At 71.6% G+C, this 13185-nt stretch carries 10 protein-coding genes and 1 pseudogene; 8 read left to right on the top strand and 3 right to left on the bottom strand.

The genetic code is table 11. The features are described 5' to 3' along the window. Window positions 1-449: 449 nt before the first annotated feature. On the bottom strand, window positions 450-758 hold the full coding sequence (locus IE330_RS05155) for a hypothetical protein (RefSeq protein ID WP_190134646.1): 309 nt from the start codon (window positions 756-758) through the stop codon (window positions 450-452). Between the two features lie 7 nt (window positions 759-765). Next, the gene (locus IE330_RS05150; protein ID WP_190134645.1) at window positions 766-1395 is read right to left on the bottom strand and encodes an ATP-dependent Clp protease proteolytic subunit; all 630 of its coding nucleotides are present in this window, start codon (window positions 1393-1395) and stop codon (window positions 766-768) included. A gap of 87 nt (window positions 1396-1482) precedes the next feature. On the opposite strand from IE330_RS05150, the gene IE330_RS05145 reads away from it, so the two are divergent. The 8 genes and pseudogenes from IE330_RS05145 (at window position 1483) to IE330_RS05110 (ending at window position 9322) form a co-directional block, all read left to right on the top strand. Beyond that, on the top strand, window positions 1483-1761 hold the full coding sequence (locus tag IE330_RS05145) for a type II toxin-antitoxin system Phd/YefM family antitoxin (protein WP_190134644.1): 279 nt from the start codon (window positions 1483-1485) through the stop codon (window positions 1759-1761). Window positions 1762-2217: 456 nt separating this feature from the next. Beyond that, a complete protein-coding gene (locus tag IE330_RS05140; protein ID WP_190134643.1) occupies window positions 2218-2520 on the top strand; it encodes an urease subunit gamma in 303 nt (100 codons plus the stop codon). A gap of 16 nt (window positions 2521-2536) precedes the next feature. Further along, window positions 2537-2875 (top strand): annotated as a pseudogene (locus IE330_RS05135) (urease subunit beta); the annotation flags it as partial. Between the two features lie 112 nt (window positions 2876-2987). Beyond that, a complete protein-coding gene (locus IE330_RS05130; RefSeq protein WP_190134641.1) occupies window positions 2988-4709 on the top strand; it encodes an urease subunit alpha in 1722 nt (573 codons plus the stop codon). Window positions 4710-4770: 61 nt separating this feature from the next. Continuing rightward, window positions 4771-5448 (top strand): urease accessory protein UreF, encoded by a 678-nt coding sequence (locus tag IE330_RS05125; RefSeq protein WP_190134640.1) that lies wholly within the window; start codon window positions 4771-4773, stop codon window positions 5446-5448. A 78-nt stretch (window positions 5449-5526) separates the two neighbouring features. Beyond that, the gene (gene ureG, locus IE330_RS05120) at window positions 5527-6219 is read left to right on the top strand and encodes an urease accessory protein UreG (protein WP_190134639.1); all 693 of its coding nucleotides are present in this window, start codon (window positions 5527-5529) and stop codon (window positions 6217-6219) included. Beyond that, entirely contained in the window at window positions 6216-7010 is a 795-nt protein-coding gene (locus IE330_RS05115) for an urease accessory protein UreD (RefSeq protein ID WP_190134638.1), read from the top strand. The genes ureG and IE330_RS05115 overlap by 4 nt, the downstream gene beginning before the upstream one ends. A gap of 209 nt (window positions 7011-7219) precedes the next feature. Beyond that, on the top strand, window positions 7220-9322 hold the full coding sequence (locus IE330_RS05110) for a TerD family protein (protein WP_190134637.1): 2103 nt from the start codon (window positions 7220-7222) through the stop codon (window positions 9320-9322). Window positions 9323-9977: 655 nt separating this feature from the next. Here IE330_RS05110 and IE330_RS05105 read toward each other — a convergent pair. Then, window positions 9978-10436: an NUDIX domain-containing protein gene (locus IE330_RS05105; protein ID WP_190134692.1), complete on the bottom strand. Its 459-nt coding sequence runs from the start codon at window positions 10434-10436 to the stop codon at window positions 9978-9980. Window positions 10437-13185: the final 2749 nt, after the last annotated feature.

Below are 13185 nucleotides of genomic sequence, written 5' to 3'. Positions count from 1 at the left end.
GGTGCTCGCCGGGACGATGGTCCACTACGGCGAAAGCGCGATCATTTCTGGTTATTTCCCGGGCAGCCCCGGCCATGGCGCGACATCGGTACCCACCCTCAACGAGCGGACGGCGCGGGCGCGCTGGGTCCGGGGCGCGCCCACGGGAGGCCGGTGCGACCGGCGCGCGTCGCGGCCCGGCCGAAAAAGAGGGAAGTCAGACCGGAAGTCTGGCATGCGGAGGCGGGACATGGGGGGTGAACCGGACGGAATCATGACGCTCTTTCACCCGGGCGCCCCCGCACGGCCGCAACCCGCCTCCGCCTGCCCGTTCGCGTCGCCGGAACCCCGGGCGCAAGGTCGCGGCGCATCTCCGCCCGCTCGGCCGTGTCGACGGCACTCCGGGCGCACGGCCGCGGCCCGCCCCCGCCCGACCGGCCGTGTCGACGGCACCGCGGCACGCCGGGGCCTCACGCCCCCGTCGACGGCGGGAGCGTCACGCGCGCCGCGCGCCGCTCGCCGTCCAGGACGCGCAGGGCTCGCGCGAGCGTCGGCGCGTGCACCTCGCTCTCACCGCGCTGATGCATGAGCGCCAGCGCGTCGCGGAGCTCGGCCGCACGCGCGACGAGCGCCTGCGCGGCACGGAGGCCGCCGTACGTGTGTTCGGCGCGGGCCGGGTTGATGCGCCCGAGGAGGTCGACGACCGCCAGGTACGCGTCGACCACGTCACCCTCGGCCCGGGTCAGCGCGGGCAGCGGCGGTGGTTCGGGAGGCAGCACCGGCGGCTCACCCCGCGCTCGGCCGCGACGCCTTGCGGCTCGGCACGACCCGGTCCACCAGGCCGTAGTCGACCGCGCCCGCGGCGTCGAGCACCGTGTCCCGCTCGATGTCCGCCGAGACCTGCTCGGGGGTGCGCCCCGTGTGCCGGACCAGCATCTCCTCCAGGAGGGCGCGGGTGCGCCGCAGCTCCTCCGCCTGGATCTCCAGGTCGGTGGGCTGGCCGCGCACCGGCTCGGGCAGCGCGGGCTGCCGCAGCAGTACCCGGGCGCCGGGCAGGATCGACCGCTTGCCCGGCGTGCCCGCGGCGAGCAGCACCGCGGCGGCGGACGCGGCCTGGCCCAGGCAGACCGTCTCCACCTCGCACGCCGCGTACACCAGCGTGTCGTAGATCGCCGTCGTCGCGCTGAAGTCGCCGCCGGGCGAGTTGATGTACAGCGAGATGTCCCGGTCCGGAGCCGCGTACTCCAGATACAGCACCTGCGCCATCACGTCGTTCGCCGAGACCTCGTCGATCGGTGTGCCGAGGAAGACGATCCGTTCGTCCAGGAGCTTGGAGTACGGATCCCAGGTGCGCACCCCCGTACTGGTGCGCTCGGTGAACTCCGGCAGGACGGAACGGGCGGACGGTCCGCGCATGGCACGCCTCCAGTCAGCGGGGCCGCAGCCCTCCGCGGCGGCCTCTGTAAAAAATGTACAGGATGTACGTGACGTTATGATGGGGGCATGGCCTACGAGATTCCGGTGACGCAAGCCCGGGCTGAGCTCGCCGACTTGATCAACCGCGTGGTGTACGGCGGCGAGCGCGTGGTCGTCACGCGGCACGGCAAGCCGCTCGTGGCCCTGGTGTCCGCCGAGGACCTGCGGCGCCTGGACGAGGCGGAGGAGCCCGCGCAGGAGCAGGTGATCAGCTCGGTGTCGTCGATCGGCTCCACGTCGCCCGCGGGCGGGGACCGGCAGCGCTTCGGCATCGCCGCGGAGCACCACGGGCCGCGCATGAGCTGACGTGGCCTGGCCTGGCCTGGTTGGACCTGACTTGGCCGGACTGATCTGGCCTGTCCGGACCTGACGTGACCTGACCTGTCCGGACCTGACCTGGCCAGTGGTGGGCCGGGGCGGGTCGGTCCGGCCTGACGCGGCGCGGCCCTGCGCGCGCCCCGCGGGCGTGGCGCGGTTCCGCCAGGCATGGGCGCGGCCATGCCGGGCATGGCCCAGCCCCGCCGGATACGGCCCGGCCCCGCCGGGTATGGCGCAGCCCCGCTGAAGGTCATCAGCCGGTCAAAGACTGGTTAACCTCGCTGAAACTCCGCCCAACTAGCCTGCTCTCCCACGCCACCTGGGGTTTTCGTAAGCGACAGTGGACACCGGCACGCGCATCGCTGCGTGTTACATCTAAACCCGTCGCGGTGGCCGCGGCAGCCGGACCCCGCACGGTCCGGGGCGAGGACTGTGAGGTGGGACGTGCGACTGACCCCGCACGAGCAGGAGAGACTGCTCATCCATGTGGCCGCGGACGTGGCCGAGAAGCGCAAGGCGCGCGGCCTGCGGCTCAACCACCCCGAGGCCGTCGCCCTCATCACCGCCCACATCCTGGAGGGCGCCCGGGACGGCCGCAGCGTGGCCGACCTGATGTCGTCCGGCCGCAGGGTGCTCACCCGGGACGACGTCATGGAGGGCATCCCCGAGATGATCCACGACGTCCAGGTCGAGGCGACCTTCCCGGACGGCACCAAGCTCGTCACCGTCCACGACCCCATCGTGTGACGGGAGTACGCGCCGCATGACCCGTCCCGCCACGCCCTCCGGACCGCCGGTACCGGGGGAGATCCTGTTCGCCGAGACCCCCGTCCCCTACAACGAGGGCCGCGACACCACCCGTCTTACCGTCCTGAACGCCGCCGACCGGCCCGTCCAGGTCGGCTCCCACTACCACTTCGCCGAGGCCAACCCGGGCCTCGACTTCGACCGCGCCGCCGCGCACGGCAAGCGGCTCAACATCGCCGCGGGCACCGCCGTGCGCTTCGAGCCGGGCATTCCCGTCGACGTCGAGCTGGTCCCCCTCGCGGGCGCCCGCGTCGTGCCCGGACTGCGCGGCCTGACCCGGGGACCCCTCGACGCGGACGACGCCCGCCCGGCGGCGGAACCGCGTACGACCCACGGCCCGCGCGGGCACCTCACGGGCACGGACCCGCGAGGGCGGCGCGCCGGCACGGAAGCGAACGGAGCACCCGGTGCCTGAACTGTCCCGCGCGGCGTACGCCGACCTGTTCGGCCCCACCACCGGGGACCGGATCCGGCTCGCCGACACCGACCTGCTCGTGGAGATCGAGGAGGACCGCTCCGGCGGCCCCGGCCGCTCCGGGGACGAGGCCGTGTTCGGCGGCGGCAAGGTCATCCGCGAGTCGATGGGCCAGTCCCGCGCCACCCGCGCCGAGGGCGCGCCCGACACCGTGGTCACCGGCGCCGTCATCATCGACCACTGGGGCGTGGTCAAGGCCGACGTCGGCATCCGCGACGGCCGGATCACCGGCATCGGCAAGGCGGGCAACCCCGACACCATGGACGGGGTGCACCCCGATCTCGTCATCGGGCCCGAGACGGAGATCCTCGCCGGCAACGGCAAGATCCTCACCGCGGGCGGCATCGACACGCACATCCACTTCATCTCGCCCGGCATCGTCGACGAGGCCCTGGCCTCCGGCGTCACCACGCTCATCGGCGGCGGTACGGGCCCCGCCGAGGGCAGCAAGGCGACCACCATCACCCCGGGCGCCTGGCACCTGGCGCGGATGTTCGCGGCGATGGAGCACAGCCCCGTCAACATCGGCTTCCTCGGCAAGGGCAACACGACCAACGCCGCCTCGATGCACGCCCAACTGCGTGCCGGCGCCGTCAGCTTCAAGATCCATGAGGATTGGGGCGCGACCCCCGCGGTGATCGACGCCTGCCTGAACGTCTGCGAGGAGACCGGCGCCCAACTGGCCGTCCACACCGACACGCTGAACGAGGCCGGGTTCGTCGATGCCACGTTCGCCGCGGTCGGCGGCCGGACCATGCACGCCTTCCACGTGGAGGGCGCGGGCGGCGGCCACGCGCCCGACATGATCACGGCGGTCTCGCTGCCGAACATGCTCCCCAGCTCGACCAACCCCACCCGGCCGCACACCGTCAACACCGTCGAGGAGCACCTCGACATGCTGATGGTCTGCCACCACCTCAACCCGGCGGTCCCCGAGGACCTGGCCTTCGCCGAGTCCCGCATCCGGCCGACCACCATCGCCGCCGAGGACATCCTCCACGACCTGGGCGCCATCTCCATCATGTCCTCGGACTCCCAGGCGATGGGCCGCGTCGGTGAGGTGATCCTGCGGACCTGGCAGACGGCGCACGTGATGAAGCGACGCCGGGGAGCGCTGCCCGGCGACACCCGCGCCGACAACCACCGGGCCCGCCGCTACGTCGCCAAGTACACGATCAACGCGGCCATCGCCCAGGGCGTCGAGCACGAGGTCGGCTCGGTCGAGAGCGGCAAACTCGCGGACCTGGTCCTCTGGGACCCGGCGTTCTTCGGCGTCAAGCCGGAGGTGGTCCTCAAGGGCGGGCAGATCGCGTACGCGCAGATGGGCGACGCCAACGCCTCCATCCCCACCCCGCAGCCGGTGCTGCCGCGGCCGATGTACGGCGCCCTCGGCAAGGCCCCCGCGCGCAACTCCCTCAACTTCGTGACCCGGTCGGCCCTGGACGACGGCCTGCCCGAACGCCTCGCCCTGGACCGCCCCTTCGTGGCCATCCGCTCCACCCGCGGCCGCACGAAGGCCGACATGCGGGAGAACGACGCCCTGCCCCGGGTGGAGGTGGCGCCCGACAGCTTCGCCGTGACCATCGACGGCGAACTGGTGGAGCCGTCCCCGGCGGCCGAACTTCCCCTGGCGCAGCGCTACTTCCTCTTCTGACCCCGGCCCCGTACCCGCACCTGCCCCCGTCCTCCCCTCTCGCACCTGGTCGCCGTACGACATGTCACGAGCCGCACTCCTCATCCTGGCCGACGGCCGCTTCCCCGCCGGAGGGCACGCCCACTCCGGCGGCGCCGAGGCGGCCGTCAAGGCCGGGCGCGTCACGGGCGCGCCGAGCCTGGAGGACTTCTGCCGGGGCCGGCTGCACACCACCGGCCTGGTGTCCGCGGGGCTGGCCGCGGCCGCCGCGCTCGGCGCCGACGGCCGCGCCGCCCTCGACGAGGCCGTCGACGCCCACACCCGGTCGCTCGCCCTGCGCACGGCCGCCCGCAAGCTGGGGCGCCAACTGCTCCGGGCAGGCCGCGCCACCTGGCCGTCGCCCGAACTGGACGCCTTGGCCCGCGCGTTCCCCAAGGGCGCCCACCAGCCGGTCGTCCTCGGCACGACCGCGCGGGCGGCCGGCCTCGGCCCCGCCGACGCGGCGTACTGCGCCGCCTACGAGACCGTCAGCGGCCCCGCCACCGCCGTGGTGCGCCTGCTGGGCCTCGACCCCTTCGAGGCGACGGCCGTACTGGCCCGGCTCGGGGCCGACCTGGACGAGGTGGCCGCGGCGGCGGTACGGGCCGCCCACCGCGTCCCCGAGGAGGGCCTCCACGCCCTGCCGGCGGCGTCGGCCCCGCTGCTGGAGATCGGGGGCGAGGCGCATGCGGCGTGGCCGGTACGGCTGTTCGCGTCGTAAGGGCGGCGGGCGCTCCACCCCACCCCACATCACCCCACCCCACATCACTCCACCCCACACACGACGAAAGGCACCGCCATGCACCTGGACCACGACCACACGCACTCCGACGCGGCGGCGGTCAGTGCCGACGCGCACCGTCCGGACGGCCGCCGCCGGGCGCTGCGCATCGGCCTCGGGGGCCCGGTCGGCTCCGGGAAGACGGCGACCGTGGCCGCCCTGTGCCGGGCCCTGCGGGACGAGCTGTCCCTCGCGGTCGTCACGAACGACATCTACACCCGCGAGGACGCCGAGTTCCTGCTCCGGGAGGCGGTCCTGCCGCCCGAGCGGATCACCGCCGTGGAGACGGGCGCCTGCCCGCACACCGCCATCAGGGACGACATCTCGGCGAACCTGGAGGCCGTGGAGGACCTGGAGGACGAGGTCGGCCCGCTGGACCTGATCCTCGTCGAATCGGGCGGCGACAACCTGACCGCCACGTTCTCGCGCGGCCTGGTGGACGCCCAGGTCTTCGTGATCGACGTGGCCGGGGGAGACGACATCCCCCGCAAGGGCGGCCCCGGCGTGACGACGGCCGACCTGCTGATCGTGAACAAGACGGACCTGGCACGGTACGTCGGCTCGGACCTGGCCCGCATGGCGGCCGACGCGAAGGCGCAGCGGGGCGAGCTGCCGGTGGTGTTCCAGTCGCTGCGGTCGGAGGAGCACGTGGCGCCGGTGGCGGACTGGGTCCGCGCGCGGTACGCGGCCTGGGCGGCAGCCGCGGCATGACGAGCAGCGCACCGGCGGCTCGGGCCCTCGCGCCCGCGGGCGTCCGAGCCACGGCCCGTGTCACCGCCCGGCCCGACGGCCGCGGCGGCACGGCCCTGCCCGTCCTCCAGGGCGAGGGCCCGCTGGCCCTGCGCCGCACCCGGGCCGCGGGCCCGGCGGCGCACGTCCTGCTGGTCGGCGCGATGAGCGGACCGCTGGGCGGCGACCACCTCACCGTCGAGGCGGCCACGGAACCGGGCGCGCACCTGCGCGTCGGCTCGGCGGCGGCGACGATGGCCCTGCCGGGCCAGGGCGAGGCGTCCCCCGAGGCGCGCTACGACGTCCGCCTCACGGTCGCGGCCGACTCAACCCTCCACTGGCTGCCCGAGCAACTGATCTCGGTACGGGGCAGCGCCTTGCACGTCACCACCCGAGCGGACGTCGCCGAGGGCGGTCACCTGATCCTCCGCGAGGAACAGACCCTGGGCCGGACCGCGGAACCACCGGGCCTCCTCCGCAGCCGCCTCACGGTACGCCACGCCGACCGCGTACTCCTCGACCAGGAACTCGCCTGCGGCCCCGGCGCACCCGCCGGCTGGGACGGCCCGGCGGTCCTGGCGGGCCACCGGGCCGTGGGGCAACTCGTCGTCGTGAGCCCGGAGTTCCGCACGAACCCGCCTGCCGCGGCCGTCCTGGGGGAGCACGCCACCCTCACCCCGCTCGCCGGCCCCGGCATCCTCGTCACCGCGGTGGCCCCGGACGGCTTGCGGCTGCGCCGCATCCTCGACGAGGCGCGGGAACGGTGGACGTGAACCGCTGACGGGAAGGGCGGCCCCGGACCCGTGACCGGCCCCGCCCCGCACCCTCCCGGTTTTCACCGGAGCGCCGCAGCGGTCGCCCGCCGCGGACTAGAGTCCTGCCGTGCGCCGCATGTGGCGGTACGTACCTCGAGGGACGGCCGCGATCGGCGAGGGGCGGGCACCACGCGTCCGGTGCCCGGTGTACGCAAGAGGGGTGGGGCATGTACGAGTTGACCAAGGGTGCCAATGTCAGGCTGGCATCCCTGAGCGAGAACGTCGGTTCCGTCATCGTGAGCCTGGACTGGGCCAGTTCGACGGGGGAGGGCGACGCGGATGTCTCCGTCCTGCTGCTGGACCTCAACGGCAAGGTGCGCAGCGACGGGGACTTCTACTTCTACAACAACCCGGTGGCCGCGGACGGAAGCGTTCAGCTCCTGGGCAAGGCTCCCAGCGGGAACGGCAACCGGGACCGGATCAGCTTCGACCTGACCGCGATCCCCGGTGACGTCGACCGGATCGTGGTGGCCGCGAGCCGGTACGACGGAGGCCACTTCGGAGAGCTGGACGATCTGCAACTGACGCTGTCGGACGGCTCCGGGGACGACCTGCTCCGGTTCGTGATCGGCGATGCGGGCGCGGTGAGCGCGTTCATCTTCGGCGAGTTCTACCGCCGCGGCGGCGAGTGGAAGCTACGGGCCGTCGGACAGGGCTACGACGCCGGCCTTGCGGGCCTGGCGTCGGACTTCGGGGTCGACATCGAGGACGACGCGGCCGCGGAGGAGGAGGCAGCCGCCGAGGACGCGGCCGCCGAGGACACGCGGGACAGCGCGGCGAGCGGCACCGTGGCCGACGTCGTAGCCGATGCCGATGCCGATGCCGATGCCGTGGCCGCGGCGACGGCCGTCGGCAGCATCTCGCAGCCGGTCCTGGCGGCGGTCCCACCGCCCCGGCAGTCCGCCGACGGGACGGAGCCGAAGAAGCCCGCGCCGCGTCCTCGTACCGCCAAGAAGAAGGTCACCCTGCCGAAGACGGCCAAGAAGACCTTGGCGGAAAACGAGTCGTGGAAGGGGGCACGGCTCTTCCCCGTCACCGCGCTGAAGAGCGACCGCGATCGCGAGACGCGCGCCACGTCGGTGCTCCTGTCGGTGATGGCGCAGGTGCCCGAGTTCGGCAGGAGGCTCACCGCCCCCTTCGGGGCACCGGCGGGCCGCATGGAGACGTTCGCCGAGGTCTCCCTGCCGCACGGTGAGACACCGAGGCGCCCGGACGGCGTCATCCGCGTCGAACGGGCGGGCAAGCTGTGGACCGCGCTGCTGGAGACGAAGACCAACGGGAACGCGCTCAAGGCCGACCAGGTGCAGGCCTACATGGACATCGCCGCACGCCGTGGCTACGAGGCCGTCATCACGCTGTCGAACGACGTCGCCCTGGAAGGCAGGCCGCTGGTCGACGTCAAGACCGACGGCCGGCGCAAGCACAAGGTGGCTCTCCGGCACCTCTCCTGGGCCGAAGTGGCACACCAGGCGCAGATGCTGATCCGGCACGAGGGCGTGAGCAACATGGCGCACGCCTGGCTGCTCCAGGAACTGCTCCACTACCTCCAGCACGAGAGCTCCGGCTGCCACGGCTTCCAGAACATGGGGGCGGCCTGGGTCCCGGTACGCAACGGCATCGACGACGAGACCCTGTGCCACGGGGACCCGCGCGCCCTCGAAGTGGTGGAGAGCTGGGAGCGCCTCATCCGCCAGGTCTGTCTCCGGCTGGGCGGCGAACTGGGCCAGAAGGTGCTGCCCGCGCAGCGCTCCAAGCGCGGCACCGACCCCGGGGAGCGCCGGGCGGGCCTCGCCGACCAGCTCTGCCGCGAGGGAAGGCTGCACGCCGAGGTGCGCATCGAAGGCACCCCCGGCCTCCTCGCGGTCGTCGCCGACCTGCGGACCGGCCGACTGCGCACCTGCACGGAGATCCCGGCCCCCACCCAGGGGTACCCCTTGACCTGGGCGAAACGGCTCGTCCGACGTCTCGCCGAGGCCCCGGCCGACCTCCACGTCGAAACCCTTGTCGACGGCGCGGAGGGAGGCCCGCGCGGCACGCTGGAGCGGCTGCGCCGGGAGCCCGGCGACATGCTGCCGAAGGGCGACGCGCGCATCACCGGCTTCCGGCTGTCGCTGTTCAAGAGCATGGGCAGCGGCCGTGGCAACGCCGAGTCCGGCTTCATCCGCAGCGTGGACGATGCCGTGCACCGCTTCTACGCCACGGTGGTGGCCCACCTGGACCACCCGACACCGCGACGCTCCCCTTCCGCGGAACGCGTCCCCACCGGCTGACACGACGCAACCACACAGCCCCTTGTCGCCCTCAGCAGGCCTGAGGGCTCAGTCGACGTCGAACGGGCGGCTGGTCCCGGATGCGATGCCCAGCTCCATGGACGACATCTTCGGAACACCGTCGGGGCCGTAGTCACTCAGATAGTCACGCACCTACCGCCAGGGGCCCGGTCCTCCCCAGGGACCGGGCCCCTGACCTGCTCCGGTCGCTAACCGGTATGCCTCGCACCGTTTATCGGATTGGTAACCCGACATCTCGAACGTTCCTCGAAGACTCCAGAATCGGCTGCAAGCACGGGCCCGGTCCGTTCGCGAGGGTCCGCGAGCGTCCACCGTGAGACGCTCGGGTTGGCTCCCCGTTTGGCTCCCGCCGGGGCTGCGACGGAAGCCCTATGGCGCGTGGCGTCGATCCCGAAAGGCAGGAATGTCCGTTTCCCTGAAAGTGAGTAAAAACCAGGGCCGACTCGGCTAACGTGCCTGGTCAGTTCCTGTGGTCCCCGCACGTGCGGGGGTGGTCCCGCGTGAGGCCCGCTACGAGGCGCGGTCGTCGGGTGGTCCCCGCACCCGCGGGGGTGATCCCGGCATATGACGATCACCGGTCGGCGACGAAGGGTGGTCCCAGCACGAGCGGGGCGCTCGGCGTTAAGTCCTGTCCTCAGTTCGGGCATCGCTCCGGCCGCTGGCCGTGCTCCAGGTAGGCCACCTGTCCGTCGGCCCGAGCGCCCACGGCCGCCCGGACCCGGCGTGCGAGGCGCGGGATGGTCAAGGAGGCCACGTCGTCGAGGCTGTGGAAGGCGTAAGCCTTGATTTCGGAGCGCTGCAACTGGATCCGCTCCTGGAGCCGTGCGGGCAGTGCGCCACCGTCGAAGAGGAACAGCACCTTGTCGCCCTCAGCAGGACTCGGGGCCCAGTCGACGGCAAGCAGGCGGCCGATTCCGGGCGTGATGCCCAGCTCCTCGCGGACCTCCCGCACGCACGCCTCAAGCGGGGACTCGCCGGCGTCGACGTACCCGCCGGGGATATCCCGGTAGTCCTTGTACGTCGGCTCCAGGAGCATGATGCGGCCCTGCTCGTCGAAGAACAGCGCGCCCGCGGCCATGCGCGGGCGCGCCATCTTCGCCTCGTGTTCGTTCTCGGTCTCGCTCACGTGACCGAGGCTAGCCACCTCAGGCGACGCGAAGCCTCTCGGCCAAGTCCGCCATCGAGCTGCTCGGACGTCCGCGCGTGCCGCGGACCCAGCCAAGGACGAGCTGTCGGCTCATGTAGTGGTGCCTGACCTGCTCGGGAGCTATCAGTTCCGCTTCGAGGACCACAGCGGGTGCTTCGTCCGTGCGGTTCCTGGCGGTGAGTGCGCGCTACTTCGAGATCGTGGCGTACCCGGTGCTCCACGGGGAGGCCGCTCGTATCAATCTGTGGTCCGAGGTCGGAAGCGATCTGGAAGTCGCCGAGTTCCCCAGCCGTGGCCACCTTGTGGATGGCGACGTTGGTCGGGCCGAAGGCGGTCCAGAGGAGGTTGGCGTCGGAGCCGAGCCGTGCTGTCGCCGCTTCCGCCCCCGCGCAGGAAGGCCTGCGTCGTCGCGCGGTCCTCCGCACGGGCAGCCGCCATCGCGCCGGTCAAGAACAGGGTTCCGTAGACGGACAGGAACGAGGGCGTCGCCTCGCTGAGCCACGGAAGAGCGACGTGCGTTGTTGCGCCGCTCTGCTGGGCTGCGACCAGCCCACGATCGGCTGCCATCCAGGCGAGTTCGTTCTCCCCAAGCTTGCCGAGCACCATGGCAGCGCCCTGGTACGTCAGCGCCAGTCAGGCGTATGCCTCCTTGAGCTCTTCCCCCCCCCGCGTACGTACGGGCGGCTAAGAGAGTGTCGGCAAGGCGGAGCGGCAAGTGCCTGGTGGTGAAAAAGCCGAACCGCGATGCTTGGTAGACGTCCCATACCTCGGTGACGTCAGCTCGAAGGTTCGCCAGGGTCGGGGGCTCGCCGTCGGGGGCGTGCTGAGGAGCGGGGGCAACTGCGGTAGCCTACGAGGCTTCGCGTAGGGCGGGAACGGTGTGCCGACCGCTGATGCTGGACCTGACCCCGACCGGGCCAGCGCGCTCCTCCACGCCCGCGCTCAAGATCTGGCCCGGCTCGATCACCTGCCAGAGCCGGTCGGCTTATGCCTCGTGCGCCGCGGCGCGCCGCGTGCAGGCCCGCTGGTGTTGGCCGACGAATGCCAGATGTGACCTTGCACGCCGACACCGCCCCCGCCTACCGGCTCTGCATCCACGCCCGCCTGAGCTGACCGCCCCGCGTGCTGGTCAGCATCCCCGACGACCTCACCGGCGAATGTGTACCAGTTGATATCCCCTCTCCGGTACGGAGGGGCGGGCCGCATGAGCGCCGCTCTGCGGCCCGTCACCGCCCGCATCATCGCCGTCCTGCACCGGGCCAACCACACCGGCGCGTCCGCGTACAACGCCCCGGGGCACGAGATTGCGCAGCGGGTGTCGAAGGTGGCCGAAGAGGCCGGGGGGAGGGGGAGCAGCCGCTGCCTACTTCGGCATGACCGGCCATAACCCCCGCAAGACCACCACTCACAGCCGCGCCGGCGTCGCCGACTAACCGTGCGACGTCATCATCGCTGCGGCCGTCGCCCTGCACTCCTGCGCGAGCGGCACAACCGAGCGGGTTCCACCGTAAGCAACTACGGCCGGTGATCTCGGAGGGTGCGGAAGCCATGGGCGACATCTTCGGCGAAGACGGGCAGAGGACCGAGAAGGTCCCGGAGCACGGCTGACTCCGGCGCCATGGCTCCCGATGCCATAAGGAGCTTTGCACCGTCCCACCGCGACGTGCGCAAACCGTTCACCGGTACAGCCTGCTCCGTTTATCGGATTGGGGACTTGGGGGAGGCCTCAGTCTGGGGCGAGTGCGCCTCTGACCTGCTGCGATCGTCCGAAGGCATCCGTACCTATCCGCTGTTGTCCGTGGGCGTTGTCACGCGCTTAGACACCCATCCACAGGTCAGTACCGAGGGCTCCAGTCGTGGCGGCACGCATCATCCAGCGAACCTACGGGTGCCGCCTCGCTTACCGCTGTCGTGATTGCTTGCGAGCCGATCCGCCGAGCCAGTCCATCAGAGAGCGCCAGAGCTGCCATAGCCAACCCCGCCGTTGGGACGTCACAGCCGAGCCAGCGCCGCGGATGGGCCGGGATGTGTGGCGCTGTCCCCTCCCGCCGTGTTGATGGCAGAAGCCGTTCAAACGGGCTGCGTTCCTGCATGCTTGTCCCTGTCGTGTCACCCCAGCGCAGCGTCGCATGACCGCAGTTTGACAGGGCGCTGGAGACGCGAACATCCTCCCGACGGGCATCATTGCCTGATGGACGCAGGTATAGCGGCGCTGCTCGGGGCGTCCTTGGGCGCTATCAGTACGATCGCGCTGGGTGTGCTCACGAAGTCGACGGACAAGATGCGCTTGAACGCAGAGTCGCTGCGAGATCGAAGGGAGCCACGAAGGGCCTCTTACGAAGCTCTTGCTTGGGCTGCGACAGCCTTGCATGATCACATGGAGCCGTGGATCAAGGTTGGCCGCCGGATTGGAGTCTCGCCCAGCGACGACGTTACCTACTTGAGATCCAAGGATCTTCGGGACGGCTATCTGAGCCGCGCGATAGAGTTGGCAGACGATGTGCGGCGCGCCGGTCACCAGGTAGTTCTTAACGGTCCGGCCAAACTTGAGCCATACGCAACGAGGGTCACAGAAGCGGCAGCGGACGTAGTGGCCCCGTTTCGCATAATGCACTTGCTGAACTTGGCTGCTGACGAAGGATCGAGCAGCGCAATGGCATATACACGTCTGGACTTTCTGGCAGGCTCAGTGATC

This window comes from Streptomyces longispororuber, from assembly GCF_014656095.1.
Lineage (GTDB): Bacteria > Actinomycetota > Actinomycetes > Streptomycetales > Streptomycetaceae > Streptomyces > Streptomyces longispororuber.
This window is presented reverse-complemented; position numbering and strand designations above follow the sequence as displayed.

Excerpts from the sequence above, each read along its gene's own strand:
- IE330_RS05150 (WP_190134645.1), bottom strand. The coding sequence starts at position 1,395 with ATGCGCGGACCGTCCGCCCGTTCCGTCCTGCCGGAGTTCACCGAGCGC.
- IE330_RS05145 (WP_190134644.1), top strand. The coding sequence starts at position 1,483 with ATGGCCTACGAGATTCCGGTGACGCAAGCCCGGGCTGAGCTCGCCGAC.
- IE330_RS05125 (WP_190134640.1), top strand. The coding sequence starts at position 4,771 with ATGTCACGAGCCGCACTCCTCATCCTGGCCGACGGCCGCTTCCCCGCC.
- ureG (WP_190134639.1), top strand. The coding sequence starts at position 5,527 with ATGCACCTGGACCACGACCACACGCACTCCGACGCGGCGGCGGTCAGT.
- IE330_RS05115 (WP_190134638.1), top strand. The coding sequence starts at position 6,216 with ATGACGAGCAGCGCACCGGCGGCTCGGGCCCTCGCGCCCGCGGGCGTC.
- IE330_RS05110 (WP_190134637.1), top strand. The coding sequence starts at position 7,220 with ATGTACGAGTTGACCAAGGGTGCCAATGTCAGGCTGGCATCCCTGAGC.
- IE330_RS05105 (WP_190134692.1), bottom strand. The coding sequence starts at position 10,436 with ATGGCGCGCCCGCGCATGGCCGCGGGCGCGCTGTTCTTCGACGAGCAG.